Raw genomic sequence first — 26,577 nt, 5'->3', positions numbered from 1 at the left:
TCAGGCTGTTCCCTGGTGAAAGCCGGGGTCCAGAGTCTCACAGAATTGCACTTCGTTGCCCTGGACCCCGGCTTTCGCCGGGGAACCGATGTTTGTCAGAAGGCGTAGCGGGCGATGAGCTGGAACACCGGCCCGGCCTTTTCGCTTTCCAGCTCATATTCGTCGAAGTCGCGGGCAGTCTGGTCGGCCAGATTGTCGAACTTGTTGAACACTTCGCGCTTGGCGCCATTCAGCAGGTTGGAGCCGACCGCGCGGATCGTAAAGCTCTTGCCCACGCGCTTTTCCACGAAGATTTCGAGGTCCGCGCCATAAGTGGTCGTGACTTCTTCCACCAGAACCCGCTCGAACGCCGATCCCTGCTTGCGATAGGTTCGCGCCGAAGGCGACCTGCGCGGAGGGAATGTCCTGAATGAAGCCGAAGTTGTAGACATATTTCGATTGGCTGTTGAACCGGCGCTTGCCCAGGAAATCGGTGATTTCGCTGTCCAGATAGGAGAAGTTGCCGAACACACCGGTATTGGGCAGGCCCACGAAGCCCAGATCGGTCGAAAGGTCGAACTCGATGCCATAGACCTTGCCGTCCCCCACATTCTGCGGCTGATAGACGAACGTGCCTTCGCCTTCGGAGCCTTCCTCGCCGGTGTTGGTCAGCTCGATCAGATCCTTGACGTCGCGATAGAAGATGTTGACGCCGAAGATGCCGCCGCGGCCGATGCGCCGTTCATAGCCCAGGTCAAAGCCCCAGGCGGTTTCCGGGTCAAGCTGCGGATTGCCGAGCAGGTCGCTGTCGCCCACTTCCTCCTCCAGCAGCGCGGGGGAAATGAAGTTGAAATCCGGGCGACGGTTGGTCCGGGCGACGGAGCCTATGATCCGGTCCTGCGGCGTCAGGTCGAGCTTGAACGAGGCGGAGGGCAGGAACTTTTCATAGCTGTTGCCCTGTTCGGGGATCGCGGCCGCTTCGGTGAAGTCGGTGATTTTGAGGTCCGTCGTTTCATAGCGCAGGCCCGCTTCCCAGGAGAAGCCGCCATGCTTGCCTTCGACCAGCGCGAACACGTCACGACGGTCTTCACGGATGCGATTGACGCCACCGTCGGTGTCTTCCACATCGGCTTCGCGCAGGCCACCCGACAGGCTGGTCGGATTGCCGGAAAACTGGTTCCAGCGCGCTGCAAGACCGGCAATCTCGTCTTCCTCATCCGTATCGCGGATGGCGGTGCTGCGGCGTTTGTTCTGGAGATAGCCGCCGACGATGAAATTGATTTCTTCGCTGAGTTTGAACGTATGGTCGAGTTTCACCGAAAACTCTTCGTCGACGATATCGGTGGCGGTCAGCGCGCCTTCGAACACCGGGTCTTCGTCGTCATCGACATCGAAATCGATCTGATATTCGGTTTCGCGGCTCTTTTCGTCGAACTTGGCATAGCCGACGCGCAGCGATGTCGTGCCCAGCGACCATTCGTGGCTCAGCTTGCCATCGATGCTGTAATTTTCCTGGTCGATCTCGTTCACATTGGCGTTGTCGGACAGCAGATTGCCGCCCGGTAGCGGCCCGGTGGTCGCGGTCGGATCGTCATATTCGAACGACCGCTCGGTCTCCGTCCGGTCGGTGCGGACGTAGAAGCCGTTCAGCTTGAAATCGGTCGTGTCGCCGTCGATCTCATAGGTGCCGTTGAAGCTGTAATCCTTGCCATCGCGGGTGTCGGTCTGGTCTTCGCGATTGTCGAAATCGTCTTCGGCGAAATCGGGATTGTTTTCGGGCGAGTCGCCGTAGCGCAGGCTGCTCTTGAGCTTGGGATTGTGCCGCCCTTGGAGGTTTGCGCCGAGCAGCAGACGTCCGGGACCGACCTGCCCGCCATAGACGAAGCCCAGGCTCGGCTCGAACTCTTCATCGTCATAATACAGCGCGCCGCCGCGCACATAGCCGCCGTCAAGCTGATAGCCGTCACGCAGCACGATGTTGAGCGAACCGGCGATGGCGTCGCCCGTGCGCCGGGCCGACGACGAGCGGATGATTTCGACGCGCGAAATCAGCTCGGCCGGAATGCGGTCGAGGAAGAAGGAGCGGTCAGCGGCGGAGCCGGGTACGCGCTCGCCGTTGATGAGAATCTGCGTATAGCCGGGCGGCAGGCCGCGCAGCCGCGCACCGTCGCTTTCGATGACGTCCGACAGGAAGGTGACCGAAGGGACACGCTTCAGCGCATCGCCGGCGGTCAGTGGCTCGAACCGCTGAAAATATTCGGTGCCATATTGCAGCGTCGGTTCGGCGCTGTCCTCGCTGCGGTTACGAAAGCCGATACCGGCCTGCACCACGATATCGTTGGAGGTGATGATCGGGTCGTCGCGCCGCGTTTCCTCATCGGCTGGGCGCGCGTCCTGCGCGAAGGCGGACCCGGCGATCAGCGCCGCCGTCGCGATGCCCAGTGCCAGCAATGTCCGCACAGATGTGCGCTGCGCTCCGATGGTCATGGTAATTCCCCCTGGTCACGATAGATCGTTGACCGGGGCGTTATGGACATTCGTTGACAGGGCAGCGTCCGAACGATGACTGCATCATGACGTTTGATGTCGCATATGTTACGTTCAGATCCCTTCCCGTCATCTGTTTGTCATGCAACTGCAATGCTTTGACCGCAACAGACGCCCCTACATAAGGGGGACGGCATGACGGCAGCAGGGCAACGCGGATTGGTGCAACTGGGCCTGATGGGCCTGGCCCTGAGTGCCTGCACCCCGGCCGAGGTGCCCGTTGCGGTGCGGATCGCCAATGCAGCGCCTGCGGTCTCCGTCACCGCGCGGGGCGAGACGACGCCGGTCGGCACCACCAATGCCGACGCTGCCGACGATCCGGCCATCTGGCGCAACGCCAGCGATCCCGCCGCCAGCCTGATTGTCGGGACCGACAAAAAGGCAGGCGTCTATGTCTATGGCCTGGACGGCAAGGTGCGCGATTTTTCCGATGCGGGCCGCGTCAATAACGTCGATCTGCGCGATCAGGTCGTTATCAATGGCGCGCCGGGCATATTGGTCGCGGCCAGCGACCGCAACGATCTGGCGCGCGCCAAGCTGGCGCTTTTTCGTCTTGATCCGGCTACGGCAAAGCTCACGCCCCTCGGCACGATCGATGCAGGGGTCGGGGAGGCCTATGGCGTGTGCTTCTATCGCGATGCGACGGCGCTTTACGCGTTCATGGTCGTCAAGGACGGAACGATCAATCAGGTGGCAATCGATGCGTCCGGCACCGTGCCCACCGGAAAAATCGTGCGCAGCCTGAAACTGGCCACTCAGTCCGAAGGCTGCGCAGCGGACGAGCGGACCGGGCGACTGTACGTGGCCGAGGAAGATGTCGGCCTGTGGCGCTTCGATGCCGCTGTGACCGGATCGACAACGCCGGTGAAAATCGCGGCGGCCGACAATCGCAATATCGTCGCCGATGCGGAAGGGGTGGCGATCGCGCCGGTCGGCGAGAAGGACGGCTATGTCATCGTATCGAGCCAGGGCGACAATGCCTATGTGCTCTATCGCCTGTCCGACGACAGTTATGTCGGCCGCTTCCGGATCGTCGATGGCGCGATCGGTGGCAGCGAGGAAACCGACGGGATCGACCTGATGCTGGGCGATTTCGGCCCGGCCTATCCCGGTGGCCTGTTCATCGCGCAGGATGGCCACAATGCAGCCGCTGCGCAGAACTTCAAGCTGGTTGCCTGGGGTGACATCGAAAAGGCATTGGGATTGCAATGAATTGCGGCACTGCCGCATTTCCGTAACGGAAGAGTCGCGGCACCGACGCGGATTTGCACCTGCGCTGTCATGAAGCCTGCCTAATGGCCTCCCGGTAGACATCCGGGGGGTTGGTTCATGATCTTGCGCAAGGGGGCTGTTGCCCGTCACATTGTTTCCGGTTCGGCACTCGCTCTGGCCTTGTCGCCATTCGCGGCACAGGCGCAGGACGCCGGCGTTCCGGCCGTCGCCCCGGCACCGGAAGACGCCTATGAAGACGCAATCGTCGTCACCGGATCGATCGTCGCGGCGCAGGGGGCATCGATCGACGCCAAGCGTCGCGCCGACAATTTGGTCGATATCGCCGCCGCCGACTCGGTCGGTCGCTTCCCGGACCAGAACAGCGCCGCCGCGCTGGCACGCCTGCCGTCCGTGGCGGTGCAGCGCGACCAGGGGCAGGAACGCTACATCCAGGTGCGCGGCGCGCCCAACCGCTGGACCTCGGTCAGCGTAGACGGCATTCCGGTAATCGGTGTGGATGAAGGCGGCGAAACCCGCGCCTATCGCTTCGATGCGATTCCCGCCGTGCTGCTGAGCGCGATTGCCATCAACAAGTCGCTGACGCCCAATATCCAGTCGGAGGCGATCGTCGCGAACATCGATCTGCGCACTTATTCGCCGATGGCCGAAAAGGGCCTGCATATTCAGGGTGACGTGGGCTACGGCTTCATGGAATTGGGCAAGGGCGAGCAGCGGCAGGCATCGCTGCGCGCATCCTGGTCCAACGACATCTTCGGGATCGTGATCGGCGGATCGCATTATCGCCGCAAGCAGGTGACCGACAATCGCGAAGTCGGCTTGTACGACGCGAACGGGCCGACCGAGCTGGACATCCGCAACTATCAGTTGCTGCGGGAAAACAACGGCCTGTTCGCGGGGATCGAATATGCCCCGGTCGAAGGCCAGCGTTTCTATGCCAAGACGATCTATACCGAGTTCAACGACGACGAGCAGCGGCATCAATATGAGTTTCGGCTGGATCGCGCGCTTTCGGGTACACGCAGCCTGAGCGGCGGCGATCTGGTCCGTGTGCCGGTGCGCGGCACATTCAATTACGGCGAATATCGTACCCGCAACTACATCAACACCGTCGGCGGCGATTTCGATACGGATACCTGGGATGCGTCCTTCGCCTTCAACTATACGCGCACGGAAAACACCACCTATCTGCCGCTGGTACAGGCGAGCACCGCGACCGCGACGTCGCCGTCGCTCAGTTTCGATTTCAGCAATCCCAATTTCCCGATCGTGTCGCTATTCCAGACGGTGCCGGGCACCACGCCGGGCAGCTTCGTGCGCGGCCCCGCACTCAGTGGTCTCGACCAGACCACGGTCAACAGCGGTGCGATCCTCATTCCCGCCGTGCAGGATACATTCTCGGACAGCTACACGGTCAAGTTCGATGTGTCGCGCGAGTTCGAAGGGCTGACTCTCTCGGCGGGCGGGCTGTATGCGGACCGGAGGATCGACGGCTATACATTCGCGACGAGCAACGTCATCAACCTTGCCACCGCGCCCGCGACCGTGGGTCTCAGCTTTGCGCCCGGCAGTTATGTGACCGGCGAAAAATGGGATACCGGCTTCCCGCTCGGCATCACGCTCAACTATGTCGACAATGTGCGGATGCGCAAGGATGTGGACGCCATCCTCGACGCGCTGCAGGCGGCCGGGCGTTACAATCCGGCCACCAATGTCCCCGTCACCAACCGCTACAATATCACCGAAAATCTGCTGGCGGGCTACGCGATGAGCAAGTTCGAGTTCGCCGGCGGCCAGGTGGTCGCCGGGGTCCGCGTCGAACATATGAAGCTGGGCAACGTCGGCACGGGGGCGCTCGCCAACGGCACGCTCGTGCCGCTGTCCGAAGGGCAAAGCTATACCGATGTCTTCCCGAGTGTGAATGCGCGCTTCGACCTGTCGGACGATCTGGTGCTGCGCCTCGCCGGACAGCGCGGCATCGCCCGCCCGTCTTTCGGCCAGATCCGGGTGAGCGCATCGATCAACGACACGACCTCGCCGGGCACCATCGGCGGCGGCAACCCGCTGCTGAAACCGGAATATACCTGGGGGCTGGACGGCAGCGTCGAATATTATCTGCCGGGTTCGGGCATCCTGTCGCTCTCTGGCTTCTATCGCTGGGTCGATAATGTCCTCTATTCCACGCAACAGATCGCCGGGACGGACGCGTACAACAGCAACGGGGTTGATCGGTCGCGCTATCTGCTGGTATCGACGTTCAACGGGGACAAGGGCTATCTCTACGGCATCGAGCTGAATTATCAGCAGCAGCTCACGTTCCTGCCCGGCGCGCTCGACGGCTTCGGGTTTCAGGGCAACATCACCTATCTCGACGGCGCGTTCGACACCGCCGACCGCAAGGACATCGGCTTTCCGGGCACGTCGGATATCGTTGCCAACGCGTCGCTCTATTACGAGAAATACGGGCTTTCGGCACGCATCAGCTATCAGTGGCGCGGCGACTGGCTCGAAACGCTGACCTTCGGCACCGGCGCGGCGGTGACGGGGGACGAATATCGCAAGGGCTACGAAAATCTCGATGTCGCCTTGCGCTATCAGATCAATCCCAATTTCACGCTGTTTGCCGACCTCTCGAACCTGACCGATGCGACCTATTCGGCCTATCAGGGCACAGAGGCGCGCCCGACCGAAGTGGAACAGATCGGCCGTCGCTATCTGTTCGGTGTCCGCTTCGGCTTCTGAAAACTGTTGAGGGAGATGCCTGCCATGAAACGCCTTCTCGCCCTTGCCCTGCTGCTGGGCAGTGCCGCCCCGGCCATTGCGCTCGATCAGGCAAACGTTACGCGGATCGATACCGCGACGGTGCGGATAGACTGGAAGGACGCCGGGGCCGTCGATATCTACGCCGCCACCGATCCCGACGCTACGATCCGAACCGCGCGACTGATCGTGCGAAACGACCGCGACGGGATGGAGACCGTTCCGGCGGACAAGGCGACCCGGACCTATTTTCTGCTGAAGGACCGCAAGACCGGTCAGACGACGCGTGTCGCCGAACGCATCCTGCCGCTCGACAAGGGATCGAACTTCCGCGATCTGGGGGGCTATCCCGCCGCTGGTGGCAAGCATGTCAAATGGGGCCATATTTTCCGGTCCGGCGCGATGCCGCTGCTCGACGAGGCGGATTATGCCCAGTTACAGGGTCTCAAGATCGGATCGGTCATCGACCTGCGCTCGATCGAGGAGCGGGAAGTTGCGCCGACGCTGCTTGACGACCGCACCGGCGCGCTGTTCATCGCCAACGACTATTCGGCCAAGGCCATGTTCGCGGCAATGCAGACACGGCCCGACGGCGGCATCACGCTGCCCGACAATCTCTACGGCGGCCTTGGCATCATGCTCAAACCGCAATTCCGCGCCATCTTCGCGCGACTGCTCGCGGACGAGGGTGCGGTGGTCTACAACTGCTCGGCTGGCCAGGATCGCACTGGCATTGCCAGCGCGCTGATCCTGACGGCGTTGGGCGTGCCGCGCGACATCATCATGACGGACTATCATCTGTCCACGCCGACACGTCGCCCGGAATATGAAATGCCCCCGGTCAATCCCGCCGACTATCCCAATAATCCGGTGCTGCAATATTATGCCGCTGCGATGAAGAAGCCCGGCGGCGTGAAAGCCGAACCGCTGTACGCGAAGGATGGCGAAGCCTATCTCACCAAGTTCTTCCGCGGCATCGAAGCGCAGTACGGATCGGTCGAGGCCTATATGGACAAGGAATTGGGCGTTACGCCGGTCAAGGTTGCGGCGCTGCGGGCGCGTTATCTGGAATAGCGGGCAGACCGGCCGCCTGTCGCCGTCAATCCCGCGGCAGGAACCGGTCGGCGATATCCTGCGCGATGCGGGCAGGACGCAGCGTGACCGAATCGAGGCAGCACCAGCTTGACTTGACTTCAGCCAGCACCTCTTCGCCACGCTTGATGAGCGTTTCGTAGAAAGCGCGGGCACCCTGCACCTTTTCCACGATCACCGTGGCGATGATGGGATCATCGAGGAAAGCAGGCTTGCGATAGGTTATCTCGTGCTTCAGCGCGACCCAGAGATGTTCCGCCACGGCCGAGGGCGGGGCGATCTTTTCCCAGTGAGCGACCACCGCTTCCTGCACCCATTTGAGATAATGGGCATTGTTGACGTGGCCCATGAAGTCGATGTCTTCAGGCTGCACGGCGATGCTGTGGTGATGAACGGCGGCGGTCATCCACTGACATTAGTGTAAGCGGCGGGATATTGCCAGCGCGCAATCAGCCGCGCCATCAGCCTCTGCCGCGATAGCCGGGCACGTCCTGCGACGGGAGCCACAGCCCGGCGGGCGGGGCACCCGATTGCCAGAACACGTCGATAGGAATGCCGCCGCGCGGATACCAGTAACCGCCGATGCGCAGCCATTGCGGTGCCATTTCGTCGAACAGCCGCTGGCCGATGCCGACGGTACAATCCTCGTGGAAGGCGGCATGGTTGCGGAAGCTGCCCAGAAACAGCTTCAAGGATTTCGATTCGACGATTGTCGCCCCCGGCGCATAATCGATGACGAGATGCGCGAAATCGGGCTGGCCGGTCACCGGACAAAGCGACGTGAACTCCGGCACGGCAAAGCGCACGAGATAGAGCGCACCCGCGCGCGGATTGGGCACATAGTCGAGGACGGCCGCTTGCGGCGTCGCGGGCAGGGCGCTGGTCTGGCCCAGATGCAGGGGAGGCTGTGGCAGTGTCATGGCCGCTCGTCTACGCGATTGCACCGCCCATGTCATTCCCCGGCCTTGCGTCGCCGCCATTCATGGCTAGTTCACGCGCAGGCCAGCCTTGAAAGCGGGATCATGGGGATAATGCGACAGCTATTTCTGGCGGGGGCGATGATCGCCGGGACGTTTCCGGCGGCAGGGCAGACCAACGACGCGCCGCCCGCGCTTGAGGATTTCCGTCTCGATCCCGCGCGTGATCCCAATCGGCCGGCGGTGCCGCAGGCGGCCGGGCCGGAAATCGACAATCGGCCCGCTGTCCCGCTGCCGTCCGCGCCTGCCGAAACGGGCGCAACACCGCCTCCGCGCGTTGCCCCGACGATGAACCCGACGACCGCAGCGCCCGCTGCCCGTACCGCCATCCGCCCGCGGACAGATGCAAGCCCGACGGTGCCGGACGAACCGGATATGCCTTCGCCGCCCGTCATGCCATCGCCGGTTGCGGGCGGCCCGGTGGTGCCGTCCCCGGTGCCGCAGGAGTCGTCGGCTTTGCCGTCGGTATCGGCTACGCCCGCCGCGCCAGCGGGGGACATTCCGGCGTTGCGCTGGCCCTGGATTGTCGGCGGCATGCTGATTGCGGGGATGCTCGGCGTCCTCCTGCTGCGAAAGCGTCGGCAGGCCAGTAGCAGACGGGCGCGCCTATCTGTCGCCCCCGAAGCGCCCCTCGCGCAGCCTTCGCCACCGGCCAAACCCCGCGCCGCCGTGCCGCCGACACCGCCATTGCCCGCCACGCCGGATCAGCCCGCCGGACCTGCGCTATCCGTGGCGCTGCAATTCACGCCGCTTTCAATGCGGACGACGCCCGGCGGGGCACAGCTTGCCTATCGCCTCGCCCTGCGCAACATCAGCGATGCGGTGATTGAGGGCCTGGCGGTGTCTGCCTTCATCGCCAATGCCGATGCGCGCCAGCCGCAGGCCCTTTCGGCCTTCTATGATGACCCCTTCGCGCCGGAAGCGCATCGCGTCGCGGATTTGGCACCGGGCGCAGCCGTGGCCGTGGAAGGGCTGCTGCACTTGACCGGAGAACGCCTGACGCCGATCGCGGTGCAGGGCCGTGCGCTGCTGATCCCGATCGTTGCGTTTCGAGTTATCTCGCTCGATGGCGACGACATGACGCGCGGCGCATTCATTGTCGGGCAGGAAAGCACCCCGCCCGCCGCGCGGATGGCGCCGTTCCGCCTCGACCAGGGGCCGCGCGCCTATCAGGGCCTGGGCTGTCGTCTGGCGCAGGGGCCTGTCGCCGCTTGACCGCATGCGCCGACTGGCCGACGCGGGTGGGATGACGACGCGCGCCCTCACCCTGATTCCCGTGCTGGGCGACCAGCTGAGCCTCCACCTGTCGGCGCTGGAGGGGGCGGACCCGGCGGCATCGGTGGTACTGATGATGGAAGTGATGGAGGAGACGACTTATGTCGCCCATCACAAGGCGAAGATCGCATTCATCCTGTCGGCCATGCGGCATCATGCGCAGGCGTTGCGCGCTGCCGGGTGGACCGTCGATTATGTCGCGCTGGACGATCCCGAAAGCAGCGGGAGCTTCACCGGCGAAGTCGCCCGCGCGGTGGAACGGCATGATCCGGCGCGCATCGTCGTTACCGAATCGGGCGAATGGCGGGTGCAGGCGATGCTGGAAAGCTGGGCCATGCGCTTCGCCCTGCCCGTCGATATCCGCGCCGATACCCGCTTCATCGCCGATCATGCGCTGTTCGATAGCTGGGCGGCAGGCAAGAAGCAGTTGCGGATGGAATATTTCTATCGCGCGATGCGCCGCCGCACCGGCCTGCTGATGGATGGCGATCAGCCGACCGGCGGGCAGTGGAATTATGATGCCGACAACCGCAAGCCAGCCAAGGCGGACCTGTTCATTCCGCGACCGCCACGCTTTGCGCCCGATGCGATCACCCGGGATGTCCTCGCGCTGGTCGAAACGCGTTTTCCTGATCACATCGGACGGCTCGACCGCTTTGCCTTCGCGACGACCCGAGAGGATGCGCTCAAGGCGCAGGCGGCGTTTCTGGATACGGCGCTGCCGCGTTTCGGCGACTATCAGGACGCGATGTTGACCGACGAACCGTTCCTCTGGCATTCGCTGCTGTCGCCCTATCTCAACATCGGCCTGCTCGATCCGCTGGACCTATGTCGCGAAGTCGAGGCGCGCTACCGGGCGGGCGCGGTGCCGCTGAACAGCGCGGAAGGCTTCATCCGGCAGATTATCGGCTGGCGCGAATATGTGCGCGGCATATACTGGCGCGAGGGGCCGGATTACGTGACTCGCAACCATCTGGACGCGCACCGTCCGCTCCCCGCATTCTACTGGACGGGCGAGACCGACATGCACTGCATGGCCCAGGCGATCGACCAGACGATCGATCATGCCTATGCCCACCATATTCAGCGGCTGATGATAACCGGCAATTTCGCGCTGCTGATCGGTGCCGATCCGGCGGCGGTGCATCGCTGGTATCTGGAAGTCTATGCCGATGCCTATGAATGGGTGGAATTGCCCAACACGCTGGGCATGAGCCAGTTTGCCGACGGCGGCGTGATCGCGTCCAAGCCCTATTGCGCGGGCGGGGCCTATATCGACCGCATGTCGGATTATTGCGGATCGTGCCGCTACACGGTCAAGGCGCGAACCGGGCCGGACGCGTGCCCGTTCAACGCGCTCTACTGGCATTTCCTCGATCGCAATGCCGACAGGCTGCGCGGCAACCCGCGCCTTGCCATGCCCTATCGCACCTGGGAGAAGATGGCCGAGGGGGACAAGCAGGCCTTGCGGGACAGCGCGACGGCCTTTCTCGACAGTCTGGCTTCCGCGCCCTAAAGGAAGGCGCGACGGAGGGTGTGACACATGGATCTGCTGGTTTCGACGCAATGGCTTGCAAGTGAACTGGGGGCGAGCGACCTGCGGGTGGTCGATGCCACCCTGTTCCTCCCCGGCAGCGATCGCGATCCGCAGGCGGAATATGATGCCGGGCACATTCCCGGCGCGTTCTTCCTCAATCTGCCCGCGCTGGCCGACAGCAACGATCCGCGCCCCGGCATGGTGCCGCCGGCGGAGAAATTCGCCAGCCGCATGGCCGCGCTGGGGCTGGGCGATGGCAGCCGCATCGTCATCTATGACAACAGCCCCCTGCGCACATCCGCCCGCGCCTGGTGGATGTTCCACCTGTTCGGCGCGCACAATGTCGCGATCCTGGATGGCGGCATGGGCAAATGGCTGGCGGAAAAGCGGCCCCTGGAATGCGGCAAGCCAAAGACGCGGCATCGCCATTTCACGGTCTGGAAAGACGAAGGCATGATCGTGACCAAGGCTGACGTGCTCGCCAATATCGCCAGCAAGGCTGCGCAGGTTGTCGATGCCCGATCGATGAGTCGCTTCACCGGGGAGGACCCCGAACCGCGCGCGGGTATGGCGTCCGGCCATATTCCCGGATCGGTCTGCCTGCCCTTCAGCCGCCTGTTCAACGCGGACGGCACCTGGAAGCGCGGGCATGAGCTGCGCGGACTGTTTCATGAAGCGGGCATAGATCTCACGCGCCCGCTGATCGTGAGCTGCGGCAGCGGTGTGACCGCCGCCGACGTGCTGTTCGCCGCGCATCTGCTGGGGAAGACCGACGTGATGCTGTATGACGGAAGCTGGAGCGAATGGGGCGCGGACCCCGCAACGCCCAAGGCGGTCGGCCCCGCATGAGCAGCGGCGACGGCGATAACCGTCGCCCGCTCACGAAGCTGGCGCAGGCGGGGCGGCGGGCCGAATGGACGGGCATGCCCGGACAGCCCGGCGGGATCGTCAACCCCCCGGTCTGGCGCGCCTCGACGATCCTGTATGAGGATGTGGCCCATCTGCGCGCGGCGCTCGGCAACACCCATGAGCGGTTGTTCTACGGGCGCAAGGGGACGCCGACGGCCTGGTCGCTCGCCGATGCGCTGACGTCGCTGGAACCGGCGGCAACCGGGACGGCGCTCTTCCCCTCCGGCGTGGCCGCGATCGCCTGCGCGCTGATGGGTGTGTTGCGGCCGGGCGACCAGTTGCTGATGGTCGATGCCGCTTATGATCCGACGCGGGCCTTCTGCGAGAAGGTTCTGCGGCCGTTCGGGGTCGAGACGATCTATTATGATCCGCTGATCGGGGCGGGCATCGCCGATCTGTGTACAGAAAACACACGCGCGATCTTCATGGAAAGCCCCGGCAGCCTGACCTTCGAGGTGCAGGACGTGCCTGCGATCGTCGCGGCGGCCAAGGCGCGGGGCATCGTCACGCTGATCGACAATACCTGGGCGACGCCGCTCTATTTCCAGCCGCTGCGACTGGGTGTCGATATCAGCATTCTGGCGTGCACCAAATATATCGTCGGCCACAGCGATGTCATGATCGGGTCGGTCACGGCGAACGCCGCGACTTGGGAAAAGATACGGGCCAGCGCGCAGCTTTTCGGGCAGATGACCAGTCCCGACGATGCCTGGCTCGCATCGCGCGGATTGCGCACGCTCGGGGTCCGGCTGGCGCAGCATCAGGCAGGCGCGCTGGCGGTGGCGCAATGGCTGGCGCGGCAGCCCGATGTCGCGAAGGTGCTGCATCCCGCGCTGCCCGATTGCCCCGGCCATGCGCTGTGGGCGCGCGACTTCACCGGATCGAGCGGGCTGTTCTCCTTCGTGATGCGGGGCGGCACCGGCGCGCAGGCGGATGCCGCCCGCGCGGCGCTGATCGATGGCCTTGCGCATTTCGGGATCGGCTACAGCTGGGGCGGCTTTGAAAGCCTGGCCCTGCCCGTCGATCCGCATCGCTATCGCAGCGCGACCCGATGGCAGGTCGATGGCCTTGCCGTGCGGCTAAACATCGGGCTGGAGGACCCGGCCGACCTGATCGCCGATCTGGATGCGGGCCTTGCGCGTTGGCGCGCCGTGATGGCCTAGCATAGGACCGCGCCAAGAACGCCCTTTGGCTGGGCGCAGAAATAGAATATCGTGGAAAAATAGGGCGCTATCCTCTTGGCGTCGCATAAGGCCGGGAGACGAAGATGCGACGGGACTTGCTGCGCCGGGCGATCATGGCCTGTGTTGCGCTCTGTCTGGCTGGTGCAACGGCGCCGCCCGACAGCCCTGCCGAGCGTTATGGGCCGCTGTTCGAGGCGGTGCAGAGTGCGCGCCTCTTCGACGACAGCAAGACCTTCGCCGATGCTATTCCGCGTGAGTCGCCCGATGCCATCGTTGCCGCCTATCGCGCCGATCCGCCACGCGACGTGGCGCAGTTGCGCGCCTTCGTCGCCCGCCACTTCATCCTGCCCGACGAGGCGCGGCCCCCGCGCGCCGATACGCTGGCCGAGCATATTCGCAGCCTCTGGCCGCAACTCACCCGCCCGCCCCACAGCGTGACGCCCGCCGGATCGGAGATTGCCTTGCCTGCGCCCTATGTGGTGCCGGGCGGCCGCTTTCGTGAAATCTATTATTGGGACAGCTATTTCACGATGCTGGGCCTGAAGGCGGACGGGCGCGCCGACCTGGTCGAGTCGATGCTGGACGATTTCGAGAGCCTGATCGCCCGCTACGGGCGGATTCCCAATGGCACGCGCACTTATTATCTCAGCCGGTCGCAGCCGCCGTTCTACGCGCTCATGGTTGCGCTGTCCGACAGCGACTCGCCTCGCCTGATGGCGCGCAGGCTCAAGGGGCTGCGGGCGGAGCATGATTTCTGGATGGCGGGCGCGGCCTGTCTCGACACGTCGGGCCGCTGCGCCCGGGTGGTGCGCATGCCTGACGGCAGCCTGCTCAACCGCTATTGGGACGACAAGGCGACCCCGCGCGACGAAAGCTGGGCCGAGGATGTGGAGACCGCCCGGAAAAGTGGCAGGCCCTTGCCGGAGACTTACCGCGATCTGCGGGCCGGGGCGGAAAGCGGATGGGATTTCTCCTCCCGCTGGCTGGCCGACGGGACAAATCTGACGACGATCAGGACGTCGGCGATCGTTCCGGTCGATCTCAACAGCCTGTTGTGGATATTGGAGCGCAGCATCGCCGCGCGTTGCAGGGCGGCCGGAGACGAGACCTGCGCCACGCGTTATGAAGGTCTGGCCGCGCGAAGGCGCGCGGCGATAGGGCGCTATTTGTGGAATGCCACAGACGGCTGGTTCGGGGACTGGGATCACGCGGCGCAGCGCCTGACCCCCATATTGTCGGCAGCGACGCTCTATCCGCTGTTCGCTGGCATCGCGACGCCCGATCAGGCAAACCGGATCGCATCGGTCGTGCGCGCCGACCTGCTGGGGCCCGGTGGCCTGCGCACCACCCGCACGGACAGCGGCCAGCAGTGGGACGCGCCCAATGGCTGGGCGCCGCTTCAGTGGATCGCCGTCGCTGGTCTCCGTCGCTACCGGCACAACGCGCTGGCGGCCGACATTGCGACCCGCTGGATCGCGACGGTCGATCGCAACTGGAAAGCGACGGGAAAGATACTGGAGAAATATGACGTCGAGCAACAGCGACCCGGCGGCGGCGGCGAATATCCGCTGCAGGACGGGTTCGGCTGGACCAATGGCGTGACGCGCGCACTGATGGCCTGCTACCCTCCATCCAACGACAGCGAACAACGGCCTGCCGCACCCGCCGACTGCTCTTTATCATATCATTGATAAATCGCTTTTTTTCATCGGAAATCGTTTGCACCTGCGGCCGTGGGCGACTATCACACGCAACTGCAATCGTTTGCTGATTGCGCCGGGTGACTCGCATAAGGTCACGGGCAAAAGGGAGAGTATCATGTCGCCAATTCGCCATTCAGGCCGCCGTTCGAGCATCCGTGCCCTCTTGCTGCTTGGGTCCTCGCTGGCGAGCACCCCGGTACTCGGCCAGACCCCCACTGCCGATCAGCCCCCCGCAGAAACTGCCGCGCCGCCCGAAAATGTGCAGGATATCGTCGTCACCGGTACGACCTCGCGCAACCGTCCGCTGATCACCGCATCGGCGGACATCACGCTTGCCGATCGCGCGGCGATCGATCGCCGTGCGCCGCGCTCCACCGCCGACCTGCTGGAACTGGTGCCGGGCATCTTCGTCGAAGGCACTGCCGGTGGTCTGTCCAACAATTATTCGGTGCGTGGCCTGCAGGGCGGCGGCCAGCGTTTCATCCAGCTTGAAGAAGATGGCATGCCGATCATCTATCAGGGTGGCGGCGCGGACTTTTTCTTCTCGCAGGATTTGACGATCGACCGGCTCGAAGCGGTCAAGGGTGGGTCATCGGGCGTCCTGACCGTCAACGGCGCGGGGGCGACGATCAATTTCCTGTCCAAGCGCCCCAATTTCGAGGAAGCCGAGGGCATCGCCCGCGCGAGCGCTTATGACTTTGGCCTGCTGCGCGGCGATCTCTATTACTCCGCGCCGATTACCGACAAGCTGGCGTTCAGCATCGGTGGCTATTTCCAGAGCAGCCCCGGCGTACGCGACAATCCGTTCAGCTATGAAGGCTATCGGGTGAAGGGCGCGCTCGAATATCGCTTCGACGATGGCGGTTTCGTGCGGCTTTCCGGCAAATATGGCGACATCAAGGAAGCCTATTATGCGGGCATGCCCTATGCCTATAATGATGGAAAGCCGAGCGCGGTGACGGGCCTTGATCCGCAGCGCGACAATATCGGGGGTGATTCCTTCTCGCGGATTTCCATTCCGGTCTCCACCTTCGTTGATCCCGACGGCTTCCGTGATTTCCGTTATACCGAGGGTGTGCGGGTGAAGACCAAGCAGATCCGCCTCGACTTCGAAAAGCCGGTGAGCGAAAGCCTGTCGGTCTTCGGTCGCGGTCGTTACCTCGATCTGTCCTATGACTTCAACGGTCTGTTCCCCGGCTCCGGCACGGGCAATGCGGGCCTTGCCAGCGCCGTCGATTATCTGACGCCGGGCACCTCGCCGATCAACGGTCTGTTGACTGCGGGGCGCGCTGCCTTCCCGACCGCGACGCGCTTCGGCATCCGCAATCTCACGACCGGCGTGGTAACGGGATCGAACCAGACCGCTGCACTCAACGGCCTCAATGGCAACGGCTTCCTGCAACAGACGACGCTCAACCATGATTATCAGGAAGGGCATGATTTCGGGATGAACCTGGGCGCCCGATGGGAAGTGGAAAGCGGGTCGATCAAGAACTCGCTGACCTTCGGCATTCTTTATTATGACGTGCGCCGCTATCAGGACCAGTCGGCGACGGCGACCGCACTCAACGATGTCAAGAACAACAGCGACCTCTATGATGTCGTCGCGCTGGATGCGAACAATGCGGTCATCGGTACGCTGACCGACAATGGCCTTGTCTCTTACGGCAACTGGGGTGCGGGCATCCGCGAGCGCAGCGATGAATCGATCTCGCTCTATGTGAACGACGAAATCGCGATCGGCGACAAGCTGCGCGTCGATGCGGGCATTCGCTGGGAAAATCTGGATTCGCGGTATGACGAAGGCAATGCGGCCGCAATCAATCAGCCGGTACCGGCCGGCGTCGGTGGCGTCGTTCGCGATGTCGGCTCGACCTTCGACGGGACGTTCCGCACGGTGACAGACAAGAAGGACGCGATCGCCTGGACGATCGGTGCCAACTATCTCTTCACCGACAATTTCTCGATCTACGCGCGCTATGCCGACGGGTTCCAGACGAACAATACCGATCCGATCACGAAGATCGAACTGTATGAAGTGGGCGCCCGCGTTCAGTTCGGGCGGATATTCAGCGGGTCGGTCACGGCGTTCCAGACCAATTTCAACGATCAGTTCTACAATTTCATCGATCCGGTCGATCCGACCCGACAGACCGCGTTCCTGGCCGACCTCAAGACACAGGGCGTGGAGATTGACGCGGTGGTGCGGCCGACAAACTGGTTGTCGATCAACGTGACCGGCGTGTTCCAGGATCCCACGCTCAATAATCTGCGTCTCAATGGCGTGCCGCAGACCGGTTTCGACGGCAATCGCCCGGAACGCACGCCAGCGAAGCTCTACACGATCACGCCGACCATCCAGTTGCCCAACGGGCTTGGCGAAGTCTTTGCCCGCTACAAATATGTGGGCAAGATTTTCGCCGACTCCGGCAATGCGGTTGCCCTTCCCGGCTATGGCGTCACGGGTGTCGGCGCGACACTCAACGTCACCGAACGGCTGCAGCTCAGCGTCAATGCGGATAATATCTTCAACGTCATCGGCCTGACCGAAGGCAATCCGCGCCAAGGCCAGACCCAAAATGCCGATTCGGGCTTCTTCTACGCGCGTGGTATCGTCGGGCCGACCTTTGGCGGCACCTTGACGATGCGTTTCTGACGGAAGCCTTTCGCCTCAGGAAAGTGACCGGCAGGACCGTCCCTGCCGGTCGTCGATGATAGCTGATACAGGAGAAGAGCATGCGGCAATTCATGCCATGGATAGCTGCGGGTGCTGCGCTTTGCATGACGGGTTCGGCGCCCGCCCAGAAGGCCGCGACACCGGAACTTGCCTATCAGTTGACCGAAGGCAACAACATCAATGCCTTCCTGCGTGACGGGCCGGTAGCGGCGCATATGCTGCTACGGTCCGGCAATGATCCGCGTATTTTGTTTGCCTTTCCCGGCGGCAACAGCGGGGTGGGCCTGTGGTTCGCGCCGCTCGACACGCCCGCACAATGGACGCTCGACACGCCGCCGCTGCGGACCGAGCTACGCGACAAAAGTGGCCGGGCGCTTCATGCCGTGCGCGCGATCGCGTCGATCGATGCCCGCCGGCTGACCGTCAGGCAGGCCGTGCTGTCGAATGTTCGGTTCCTGCGCGATTATCAGGCGATCGGCAAAATCCCGGACGCGATCGCGACGCCGCCCGCGACGATTGTCGGCAACCGCATGCTTTTCGCCCGCGACCGGGCCGACGGCGCGCCGGGTTACCAACTCGCGCTGACGATCCTTAACGGACGCATCGAGGGTCAGGCGATCGTCGCGACCGGCAACGGGCCTATCCGGATGGAAATCGTCGCGGCCACGGGTGACGCGCCGCTGACGGGTCTGGCCGAAGCGGATCTGCTGAACGACACCGCAGCAAAAGACCCCGCCGCGCGCAATGCCCTGCGGTTCCTGAGCTATCGCGAGAAGTTTCTGGCCGGATCGTGGCGCTTCAACACCTATTTCGGGCGCGATACGCTGATGTCGGTGCGCCTGCTGATGCCTGCGCTGCAACCCGCCGCCATCGAAGCTGGCATCAATTCGGTGCTGGCGCGGCTCAGCCCGGAAGGCGAGGTGGCGCATGAGGAAGCCCTGAGCGAGTTCGCGTTGCTCGAACGACGGGAAAAGGGCGGAACGGGAGATGCCGCTACGCTCGATTACGCCATGATCGACGATGATTTCATGCTCGCGCCGGTGGCGGCCAGCTATCTGCTCGACCGGGCGACACCCGCTGCCGCGCGGGCCTATCTCGCGCGCCCGGTGCCCGGTGAGGCCAGCCCCGGTTCGGCCGAAACCGCTGGTGCGCTGTTGATGCGCAACCTGCGCTTCGTGCTCGACGCTGCCGAAGCCTATGTCCGCGATCCCCGCGTCGAGAGGCTGATCGCGCTCAAGCCCGGCCGTGATAACGGCCAGTGGCGCGACAGTAACGAGGGGCTGGGGGGTGGCCGCTATGCCTATGATGTCAATGCTGTCTTCGTTCCAGCGGCGCTGGATGCCGCCGATCGGCTGGCACAATCCGGCGTACTCGACGGCTTTTTGACGGCAACCGACCGCCGACGTCTGACGCAGGCTGGCGCCATGGCCCGCCACTGGCGCAGCCGCGTGCCGGGCCTGTTCCGCGTGTCGACGCCTGCCGCGCAAGCGATCCCTGCTATCCGCCGCTATGCTAAGAGCCTTGGGGTGCCGGCGGAGCTGGCGGTCGCGGCGCTTGGCAATGCGCCGCTCGCCTATCATGCCATCGCCCTCGATGCCGCAGGCAAGCCGGTGCCCGTCATCCATTCGGACGAAGGTTTCGCACTTCTCTTCGCAAACCCTGCCCCGCAGGACATCGACCTGATCCTTGCTTCGATCATGCGACCCTTTCCCGCGGGCCTGATGACCGACATCGGCCTGCTGGTGGCCAATGCGGCACAGGCCGATGCGGGGGTGCAGGCGATCTTCACGCCTGCCAAATATCATGGCGCGGTCGTCTGGTCCTGGCAGCAGGCGCTGCTGGCCGCCGGCATCGCGCGGCAGCTCGAACGGACCGACCTGCCGCAATCGACGCGCACGCGCCTGACCCAGGCGCAGACGCGCCTGTGGCAGGTGATCCAAGCGGGGCGGGCCGTTCAGAGTTCCGAGCTGTGGTCCTGGGCCTTCAAGGATGGCCGCTATCAGGTCGTCGCGTTCGGCGCAGGCAAGCAGGATGTCGACGAGTCCAATGCCGCACAATTATGGAGCACTGTCTATCTGGCGGTGCAGCCACCGCGCTGACAAACGTCAGTCGGCGTCGAAAAAGGCGGTGACGGTCAGTCGTCCGGTGGCGGGATCGACGGAAAGCGGATAGCGATCGTCGATTGCACCGCTGTGCAGCAGCGCGCTGCGATAGAAGATTGCCCGGTTGAATTGCGCTGCAACGGCGTCGATCTGCGTGAACTGTGCATCGTCTGGGCCGGGGTAGCGCGCGGGCGGCGGTCCGTTGCTGCGCACCTCCCGCCCGACGATCGCGAGATAGGCCGACGCCTGATCAGGACCGATGGTTTCCAGCCCGGTGGCGCAATGGCGATAGAATGCGGTGCCGCCCGGATTGGCGGGCGAGAGATAATGGACCATCGCGATGCGGCCGGGCATCGTCGCGTCGATATGCGGCATCCGTTGTTCCACCGTCAGAGCATCGGGGCTGCACGTCACCATGGAAAAGCTCGCGTCCAGCACGCGGGCGGACCGCCGCAGACCGAATATACGGTCGAGGACAAGCGCAACGACATCCCGGATGCCGGGCAGATAATCGGGCGGCAGATCGGCACGTATCCCCGGATAATGGGCACCGGCAGGCCCGAAAGCGGCCGCGCACGCGGCATCGCGCAACGCATGCGGATCCTCTGTCAACCCATCGACGATGGCGACGGGCTGTCCCTCCCGCCCGATCCTGCGGGCAACGATGTCCGGCGGCGGCACGATCAGGCCGCGGCGCGGCCGCCCCCTGTCAGCGCCGCAATGGCGGCATCATGCCGGGGCAGCGTCGGGACGGCGCGGGCGATGAGCGCCGCGATCTGTTCAAGCTGGGTCCGGTTGGCGGGGGCCTCCAGCGTGTCGGCAATGGGGCTATAGTCTCGCGCGAGGATGCCCTGTCCATTCAGCACCGCCAGCCAGCTTGCCTCGCGAAACAGCTCGTCGGTTTCGATCATGATGCGGCCGGTCGCGCGATAATGCGCTTCCCGCGCAACCAGCGTGTCCGGGAGCACCATCGCGCGGCAATGCTGCCACAATGGCTCGGGCTTGTCCGCCGTCGCATGATAGTGGAGAATGAGGAAATCCTTGATATTGTCCATATCGCGGTCGAGCAGCAGGTTGAACCGGTCCGCCAGACCCGGATCGCAGTCGGCATCGGGGAACAATGTCAGCAGCTTGGCAATGCCTGACTGGATCAGATGGATACTGGTTGATTCCAGCGGCTCCAGAAAGCCGGAGGACAGGCCGATCGCGACGACATTCTTCACCCATGCCCGCCGCCTGCGCCCGGCAGTGAAACGCAGGAAGCGCGGGTCCGCCAGCGCCTCTCCGTCCAGACCCGCGAGCAGCGTGGCCGCAGCCTCGTCGTCGCTCAAAAACGCGCTGGCATAGACATAGCCATTGCCGGTGCGATGTTGCAGCGGGATGCGCCATTGCCATCCGGCGCTGCGCGCTGTCGATCGCGTATAGGGCGTCGTGTCGGCGACGCGGGCGCATGGCACGGCCACTGCCCGGTCACAGGGGAGCCAATGCGACCAGTCCTCGAAGCCCGCCTGCATGACCCCTTCGATCAGGAGCGCGCGAAAGCCCGAGCAGTCGATGAACAAGTCACCGTCCAGCCGCTCGCCGGCCTGCGTCGTTATCGCCGTGATGAAGCCGTTCTGCGGATCCTGCGCGATCGCGCCCAGCTTTCCTTCGACGCGCCGCACGCCCATTGCCTCGGCGAGGCCGCGCAGATGGCGCGCATAGAGTCCGGCGTCGAAATGATAGGCATAGCCCAGCGTCGACAGGATTGATCGCGCCTCGCTCACTGGCTTGGCGAACCGGTTGTCCTTCGCCAACTGGCTCGCCAGCGAGAAAGCATCGAGCGGCAGGTCCAGTCCGTCGCGCTGCGCCTTCAGCCAGCGATGATGAAACGGAACGCCGGGAAACGCGACGCCATATTGGCCGAACGGATGGAAATAACGATGCCCCGGCCGTGCCCAATCGACAAACTCGATCCCCAGTTTGAAACTCGCCTGCGTCGCGGCGACGAACGCAGCCTCGTCCAGCCCGATAAGGTCGTTGAACCAGTGGATGGTCGGGATCGTCGCCTCGCCCACGCCGACTGTGCCGATCTCCTCCGACTCCAGCAGCGTGATGGCCACGCTGCGCCCCAATGTCCGGGCCAGCGCCGTCGCGGTCATCCAGCCGGCGGTTCCGCCACCCAGAATCACGACCTGGCCGATTCGGCGTCCTCTCCCATTTTCTGCTTCCATCGGCGGATTATGGCAGAGTTTTCAAAGGCGACAATCGTTTGTAAGCCGATGACGTGCATTTGTGCCGATTGCAGCGGTATTGTGCCTGTCGGGGATAACGCCGCGCCTCATCCGCTACTCAGATCGACCCTGGCGAGGCGCGGCGAGAGCAGATGGACCGCGAGCAATGCGACGAGATAGGCGCTGGCCGCCACGGCGAACAGCGGCGCATAGCTGCCCAGGCCGTCGAGCACGAACCCGGCATATTTGGCCATGACCATCCCGCCGATCGCGCCGACCGTGCCGCCGATGCCGACCACCGAACCAACGGCGGCGCGGGGGAACAGATCCGACGGCAAGGTGTAGAGATTGGCCGAAAACGCCTGATGCGCTGCCGTCGCAATGCCGATGACGATCACCGCGACCCATAGATTGTCGATCGACTGTGCGAAGAAGACGGGTAGAACGGCGAGCGCGCAGACCAGCATCGTGATTTTCCGCGCGACATTGACGCTGCGCCCTGCCCTGATGAGGCGGCTCGACATCCAGCCGCCAATCACGCTCCCGAAATCCGACAGTATGTAGATCGCGACGAGCGGCGGCCCGAAGCTGACGAGATCGAGGCCGTAGCGGCTACCCAGATAGCCGGGCAGCCAGAACAGGAAGAACCACCAGATCGGATCGATGCAGAACTTGCCGATGGCATAGGCCCATGTTTCGCGCACCGTCAGCAGTGTCCGCCAGCCGATGGGATCGACCGGATCTGCGGCGTCCTGCTGAATATAGGCAAGCTCGGCCTGCGTTACTTTCCGGTGATCGGCGGGGCTGCGATAAAAGACGAGCCAGGCGATCAGCCACAACACCCCGAAGATGCCGGTGACGATGAACGCCATACGCCATCCGTAAGCGAGGGTGATCCATGGCACGAGCAGAGGCGTGACGATGGCGCCGACATTCGCGCCCGCATTGAACAGGCCGATGGCGAAGGCGCGTTCCTTCTGTGGAAACCATTCGGTCACGGCCTTGATGCCGGCCGGAAAATTGCCCGATTCGCCGATGCCCAGACCAAAGCGCGCGATGGCGAACTGCGTGACGCTGTAGACGCCGCCATGTGCGACATGGGCGATCGTCCAGACGGTGACCGCAACGGCATAGCCCATCCGCGCCCCGATCAGATCGACGACGCGGCCAAAGCCCAGATAACCGACCGCATAGGCCGCCTGAAACCAGAAGACGATATTCGCATAGTCGGTTTCGGACCATTGCAGCTCGGCCGACAATGTCGGCTTCAGCACACCGATCATCTGCCGGTCGACATAATTGATCGCGGTCGCCGCGAACAGCAGCGCCACGACCACCCAGCGATGGCGTCCGATGCGTGGTTGCCCAGGCTGATGTACGGGCTGTGGAACTGACGCCATGGGATGATCCTCTTTCCGTTTATCGTTATCGTGCGGGCGATTGGGCCTCTATCACGCAGCCAACACGGCCGAACGGACCGAAATCCGCCGTCACATGCTGGCCGACGCGCACCGGATGTACGCCGGTTATCGCGCCGCTGGAAACCCATGTTCCCGCTGGCAGACGGATAGCCCGCTGCGCCAGATTTTCGAGCAGGAAGCGCAGCGCGCCGACGATCCCGTCCGGGAAGGCGGCCGCCTGCCCGGTGCCGACAACGGCGCCGTCGATCGACAGGCTGACGGTCTGGCCGGTCAGGTCGGCATGGGCGAAATCGGCGATGGCGGGGCCGATCAGCAGCCCGTTGTTGTTGCCGAAATCCGAAATGGTTACTGCCGGGCCGTGGCTGTTGATGCCCGGAAAGGGCGAACTCGCGATTTCGATCCCGATATGGACCGCATCCACCAATGCCCAGCTTTCGGCGAGCGAGAAATGCATCTTGTCCCGTTCCGGCGGTGCACCGATCCGCAGCAGAAACTCCGCTTCGGCGGCGCCGAAGCCATCGGCGAAGATCAGGCCAGGTGCACCTGCTGTAGCCTCGACGATGGTGTCGGCCAGGATCGGCCCGGCAAGCCGCTCTGCACCCCATGACGCGCTGTCGGGTGGCAGGATACGTCCGACCTTCCACCCCGCTACGGCTTTCTCCTGCGCGGCAATGGCATGGTCCTGAATCGCATAGGCCTGGGCGAGTGTCGCGGGCAGCGCACCGGGATAGGCCGCAAGACCGCGGGCTGCCTGGCGCGCCTCCAGAAACTGGCGGGCGATTGCCACCGGTGCCTCATGTGCTGGGTGATCCGCGGACGTCACTGTAACCCTTTCGATGCTTCTTTTCCGTCAGCGGCATCGTTTGCGATGCATATCCGCCCCTCCCAAGGACCGATAAGGGAAACCGGTGTCAATTGCAAGACGACAAGGGCACCGGGTTGTGCTGGCACGTTCCGATCCCGGCGCTATAAGGACGGAATGGCCAAACAAGCGCAGGACGAGGGGCTGAACGCCAAACTTACGATCAATGACATCGCGCGCATGGCGGGCGTATCGAAAAAGACCGTGAGCCGGGTCATCAACCGTTCGCCGCTGCTGAATGCGCAGACGCGGGAGAAGGTCGAGCAGATCATTGCGGACACCGGCTATGTCCCCAATCCGCAGGCGCGTGCGCTGGCGCTTGGCCGCAATTTCCTGATCGGGCTGATTTACGACAATCCCAACCAGCAGATGATCCTGAGCATGCAGCGCGGTATATTGGAGGCGCTGCATGGGACCGAATTCGAGCTGGTCGTCCGTCCGGTCGATCGTGGCTCGGCACGGGTGATGGACGATATCCGCGGCTTCATAACCCGCCAGCGGCTTTACGGCGTCATCCTTCTGCCGCCGATTTCGGAAAATGACACGTTGGCGCGGCTGTGCGACGAAGAGGGCTGCCGTTATGTTCGCATGGGGTCTGCCGTGCTGGACGATCCTGAACATATGGTCGTGTCCAACGATCGCGATGCGGTGGCCGATGCGGTGCGCTATCTGATCGCGCAGGGCCACCGGCGGATTGGTCTGATCGCCGGGCCGCATGGCTTTCGTTCGGCGAAGGAGCGGCGCGACGGGTTTGAGCTGGCATTGAGCGAAGCGGGCATCTCGCTGCCGCGCAGCCTGGTCGCCGACGGGCAATATACTTTCGAATCGGGCATTTCCGCGTGCGAAAGCCTGCTCGATCTGTCTCCGCGCCCAACTGCGATCTTTGCCGCGAATGATGAAATGGCGGCGGGCGTGCTCTATGCCGCGCGGCTCCGGGGCATAGAAGTGCCCGACGAGCTTTCGATCATCGGCTTTGACGACACGCCGCTTACGACCCGCGTCTGGCCGCCGCTGACGACCGTGCGCTGGCCGATCGTGGCGATGGGCCGCGCCGCGGCGCTCAAGCTGATCGGCACCGCGATCGGCGAAGGCAGCGCCGTCAATGAACCGTCTACCTTCAGTTCGACATTGATTCGCCGTGGATCGGTTGCGCCGCTGCCGATTGCCTGATAGCAGACGGAACATTTTTGGTGACACCGGTGTCTGATGTCCGCCAGGGCGTTGCGCCGGTCCGGTGAGGCAGAGGATCGAAACGGCCATGTTCGACAAGACATATTATGCGACGCACCCCGACATGATGGAATGCGTGAGCAACGCGGAATTGCGGGATCGCTATCTGATTGATGGCCTCTTCCGTGATGGCCAATGTGTTCTCAACTACACCCATGCCGACCGTTTCGTGATCGGCGGTGTCGCTGTCGCTGATGCCCCCGTGGCCCTGCCGGCACAGACAGAGCCTGCCTCGGCAGCGGGACATCCCTTTCTGGAACGGCGCGAACTGGCGATCGTCAATGTCGGCGCGGCAGACGGCATGGTGACCGTCGATGGCGAGACATTCGCGCTGGGCAACAAGGATTGCCTCTACGTGACCATGGGTGCCCGCGATGTCATCTTTTCGGGCGCAGGCGCGCGCTTCTATCTGGCGTCCTGCCCCGCGCACAAGGCGTTCACGACTCGCAAGCTGTCGATTGCCGACGCCAATGCCCTGGAGCGCGGCAGCCTGGAGGAATCGAACGAACGGACGATTTTCCAGCTCGTCATTCCGGGCATCTGCGACAGCGCTCAACTGGTGATGGGTTTGACGGTGCTGAAGCCGGGCAGTGTGTGGAACACCATGCCCCCGCACATCCATGAGCGGCGCAGCGAAATCTATTTCTACTTCGAACTGGATGGCCCCGCCGACCGCGTGTTCCATTATATGGGACAGGGGGAGGCCATGCGCCACATCGTCATGGCCAATGAGGAAGCGGTTATCTCGCCCCCCTGGTCTGTTCACATGGGATCGGGGACGAAGGCCTATGCCTTCATCTGGGCCATGGCGGGCGAGAATCAGGATTATACGGACATGAACGTCCTCGACATCTGCCAACTGGCCTGAAGGGACGCTGC

Annotated in this window: 19 protein-coding genes; 12 read left to right on the top strand and 7 right to left on the bottom strand. The window is 63.7% G+C overall.

Going from position 1 to position 26,577, the window contains the following annotated elements:
* Positions 1–153: 153 nt before the first annotated feature.
* Complete coding sequence (locus tag ENE74_RS02945) at positions 154–2,466, bottom strand: TonB-dependent receptor plug domain-containing protein (RefSeq protein ID WP_241241790.1); 2,313 nt, start codon at positions 2,464–2,466, stop codon at positions 154–156.
* 195 nt (positions 2,467–2,661) lie between these two features.
* Here ENE74_RS02945 and ENE74_RS02940 point away from each other — a divergent pair, with 195 nt between their 5' ends.
* The 3 genes from ENE74_RS02940 (at position 2,662) to ENE74_RS02930 (ending at position 7,590) form a co-directional block, all read left to right on the top strand.
* On the top strand, positions 2,662–3,738 hold the full coding sequence (locus ENE74_RS02940; protein WP_164847358.1) for a phytase: 1,077 nt from the start codon (positions 2,662–2,664) through the stop codon (positions 3,736–3,738).
* Positions 3,739–3,855: 117 nt separating this feature from the next.
* A complete protein-coding gene (locus ENE74_RS02935; protein ID WP_127689130.1) occupies positions 3,856–6,498 on the top strand; it encodes a TonB-dependent receptor in 2,643 nt (880 codons plus the stop codon).
* A gap of 24 nt (positions 6,499–6,522) precedes the next feature.
* Positions 6,523–7,590 (top strand): tyrosine-protein phosphatase, encoded by a 1,068-nt coding sequence (locus ENE74_RS02930; RefSeq protein ID WP_127689129.1) that lies wholly within the window; start codon positions 6,523–6,525, stop codon positions 7,588–7,590.
* 25 nt (positions 7,591–7,615) lie between these two features.
* Here ENE74_RS02930 and ENE74_RS02925 read toward each other — a convergent pair whose 3' ends face one another.
* Positions 7,616–8,014: an acyl-CoA thioesterase gene (locus tag ENE74_RS02925; protein ID WP_127689128.1), complete on the bottom strand. Its 399-nt coding sequence runs from the start codon at positions 8,012–8,014 to the stop codon at positions 7,616–7,618.
* 55 nt (positions 8,015–8,069) lie between these two features.
* Positions 8,070–8,528 carry a preQ(1) synthase gene (gene queF / locus ENE74_RS02920; protein WP_127689127.1) on the bottom strand — a complete coding sequence of 153 codons (459 nt, stop codon included), beginning with the start codon at positions 8,526–8,528 and terminating at the stop codon, positions 8,070–8,072.
* A gap of 111 nt (positions 8,529–8,639) precedes the next feature.
* Here queF and ENE74_RS02915 point away from each other — a divergent pair, with 111 nt between their 5' ends.
* The 7 genes from ENE74_RS02915 (at position 8,640) to ENE74_RS02885 (ending at position 19,969) form a co-directional block, all read left to right on the top strand.
* Positions 8,640–9,800, top strand: a complete 1,161-nt coding sequence (locus ENE74_RS02915; RefSeq protein ID WP_127689126.1) for a hypothetical protein — start codon at positions 8,640–8,642, stop codon at positions 9,798–9,800.
* 31 nt (positions 9,801–9,831) lie between these two features.
* A complete protein-coding gene (locus ENE74_RS02910; RefSeq protein WP_127689125.1) occupies positions 9,832–11,376 on the top strand; it encodes a cryptochrome/photolyase family protein in 1,545 nt (514 codons plus the stop codon).
* Between the two features lie 27 nt (positions 11,377–11,403).
* Positions 11,404–12,246, top strand: a complete 843-nt coding sequence (gene sseA / locus ENE74_RS02905; RefSeq protein WP_127689124.1) for a 3-mercaptopyruvate sulfurtransferase — start codon at positions 11,404–11,406, stop codon at positions 12,244–12,246.
* The gene (gene metC, locus ENE74_RS02900) at positions 12,243–13,469 is read left to right on the top strand and encodes a cystathionine beta-lyase (protein ID WP_241241789.1); all 1,227 of its coding nucleotides are present in this window, start codon (positions 12,243–12,245) and stop codon (positions 13,467–13,469) included. Before sseA ends, metC begins: the two co-directional genes overlap by 4 nt.
* A gap of 104 nt (positions 13,470–13,573) precedes the next feature.
* Complete coding sequence (gene treF, locus ENE74_RS02895) at positions 13,574–15,181, top strand: alpha,alpha-trehalase TreF (RefSeq protein WP_206517625.1); 1,608 nt, start codon at positions 13,574–13,576, stop codon at positions 15,179–15,181.
* Positions 15,182–15,308: 127 nt separating this feature from the next.
* Positions 15,309–17,849 carry a TonB-dependent receptor gene (locus ENE74_RS02890; protein ID WP_127689122.1) on the top strand — a complete coding sequence of 847 codons (2,541 nt, stop codon included), beginning with the start codon at positions 15,309–15,311 and terminating at the stop codon, positions 17,847–17,849.
* A 125-nt stretch (positions 17,850–17,974) separates the two neighbouring features.
* A complete protein-coding gene (locus ENE74_RS02885) occupies positions 17,975–19,969 on the top strand; it encodes a hypothetical protein (RefSeq protein WP_241241788.1) in 1,995 nt (664 codons plus the stop codon).
* Between the two features lie 6 nt (positions 19,970–19,975).
* On the opposite strand, the gene ENE74_RS02880 is transcribed toward ENE74_RS02885, so the two are convergent.
* From ENE74_RS02880 to ENE74_RS02865, 4 genes are all read right to left on the bottom strand, one after another.
* On the bottom strand, positions 19,976–20,653 hold the full coding sequence (locus ENE74_RS02880; RefSeq protein ID WP_241241787.1) for a DUF6445 family protein: 678 nt from the start codon (positions 20,651–20,653) through the stop codon (positions 19,976–19,978).
* A 2-nt stretch (positions 20,654–20,655) separates the two neighbouring features.
* Positions 20,656–22,185, bottom strand: a complete 1,530-nt coding sequence (locus ENE74_RS02875) for a tryptophan halogenase family protein (protein WP_127689119.1) — start codon at positions 22,183–22,185, stop codon at positions 20,656–20,658.
* A gap of 107 nt (positions 22,186–22,292) precedes the next feature.
* Positions 22,293–23,585, bottom strand: coding sequence for an MFS transporter (locus ENE74_RS02870; protein ID WP_127689118.1), 1,293 nt, complete (start codon positions 23,583–23,585; stop codon positions 22,293–22,295).
* A gap of 25 nt (positions 23,586–23,610) precedes the next feature.
* Positions 23,611–24,393: a 2-keto-4-pentenoate hydratase gene (locus tag ENE74_RS02865; RefSeq protein ID WP_241241786.1), complete on the bottom strand. Its 783-nt coding sequence runs from the start codon at positions 24,391–24,393 to the stop codon at positions 23,611–23,613.
* 192 nt (positions 24,394–24,585) lie between these two features.
* On the opposite strand from ENE74_RS02865, the gene ENE74_RS02860 reads away from it, so the two are divergent.
* Positions 24,586–25,638 carry a LacI family DNA-binding transcriptional regulator gene (locus ENE74_RS02860; protein WP_127689116.1) on the top strand — a complete coding sequence of 351 codons (1,053 nt, stop codon included), beginning with the start codon at positions 24,586–24,588 and terminating at the stop codon, positions 25,636–25,638.
* Between the two features lie 88 nt (positions 25,639–25,726).
* Positions 25,727–26,566, top strand: a complete 840-nt coding sequence (kduI, locus tag ENE74_RS02855) for a 5-dehydro-4-deoxy-D-glucuronate isomerase (RefSeq protein ID WP_127689115.1) — start codon at positions 25,727–25,729, stop codon at positions 26,564–26,566.
* Positions 26,567–26,577: the final 11 nt, after the last annotated feature.

The organism is Sphingobium algorifonticola (assembly GCF_004005485.1).
GTDB classification, from domain to species: Bacteria; Pseudomonadota; Alphaproteobacteria; order Sphingomonadales; family Sphingomonadaceae; genus Sphingobium; species Sphingobium algorifonticola.
Note: the sequence above shows the minus strand (reverse complement) of the source record. Positions and strands in the feature narration are given on the sequence as shown.

Coding starts and splice junctions, on each gene's coding strand:
- ENE74_RS02935 (WP_127689130.1), top strand. CDS start 3,856: ATGATCTTGCGCAAGGGGGCTGTTGCCCGTCACATTGTTTCCGGTTCG.
- ENE74_RS02890 (WP_127689122.1), top strand. CDS start 15,309: ATGTCGCCAATTCGCCATTCAGGCCGCCGTTCGAGCATCCGTGCCCTC.
- ENE74_RS02945 (WP_241241790.1), bottom strand. CDS start 2,466: ATGACCATCGGAGCGCAGCGCACATCTGTGCGGACATTGCTGGCACTG.
- queF (WP_127689127.1), bottom strand. CDS start 8,528: ATGACACTGCCACAGCCTCCCCTGCATCTGGGCCAGACCAGCGCCCTG.
- ENE74_RS02925 (WP_127689128.1), bottom strand. CDS start 8,014: ATGACCGCCGCCGTTCATCACCACAGCATCGCCGTGCAGCCTGAAGAC.
- kduI (WP_127689115.1), top strand. CDS start 25,727: ATGTTCGACAAGACATATTATGCGACGCACCCCGACATGATGGAATGC.
- ENE74_RS02915 (WP_127689126.1), top strand. CDS start 8,640: ATGCGACAGCTATTTCTGGCGGGGGCGATGATCGCCGGGACGTTTCCG.
- sseA (WP_127689124.1), top strand. CDS start 11,404: ATGGATCTGCTGGTTTCGACGCAATGGCTTGCAAGTGAACTGGGGGCG.
- metC (WP_241241789.1), top strand. CDS start 12,243: ATGAGCAGCGGCGACGGCGATAACCGTCGCCCGCTCACGAAGCTGGCG.
- ENE74_RS02875 (WP_127689119.1), bottom strand. CDS start 22,185: ATGGAAGCAGAAAATGGGAGAGGACGCCGAATCGGCCAGGTCGTGATT.
- ENE74_RS02910 (WP_127689125.1), top strand. CDS start 9,832: ATGACGACGCGCGCCCTCACCCTGATTCCCGTGCTGGGCGACCAGCTG.
- ENE74_RS02940 (WP_164847358.1), top strand. CDS start 2,662: ATGACGGCAGCAGGGCAACGCGGATTGGTGCAACTGGGCCTGATGGGC.
- ENE74_RS02860 (WP_127689116.1), top strand. CDS start 24,586: ATGGCCAAACAAGCGCAGGACGAGGGGCTGAACGCCAAACTTACGATC.
- ENE74_RS02870 (WP_127689118.1), bottom strand. CDS start 23,585: ATGGCGTCAGTTCCACAGCCCGTACATCAGCCTGGGCAACCACGCATC.
- ENE74_RS02930 (WP_127689129.1), top strand. CDS start 6,523: ATGAAACGCCTTCTCGCCCTTGCCCTGCTGCTGGGCAGTGCCGCCCCG.
- treF (WP_206517625.1), top strand. CDS start 13,574: ATGCGACGGGACTTGCTGCGCCGGGCGATCATGGCCTGTGTTGCGCTC.
- ENE74_RS02885 (WP_241241788.1), top strand. CDS start 17,975: ATGACGGGTTCGGCGCCCGCCCAGAAGGCCGCGACACCGGAACTTGCC.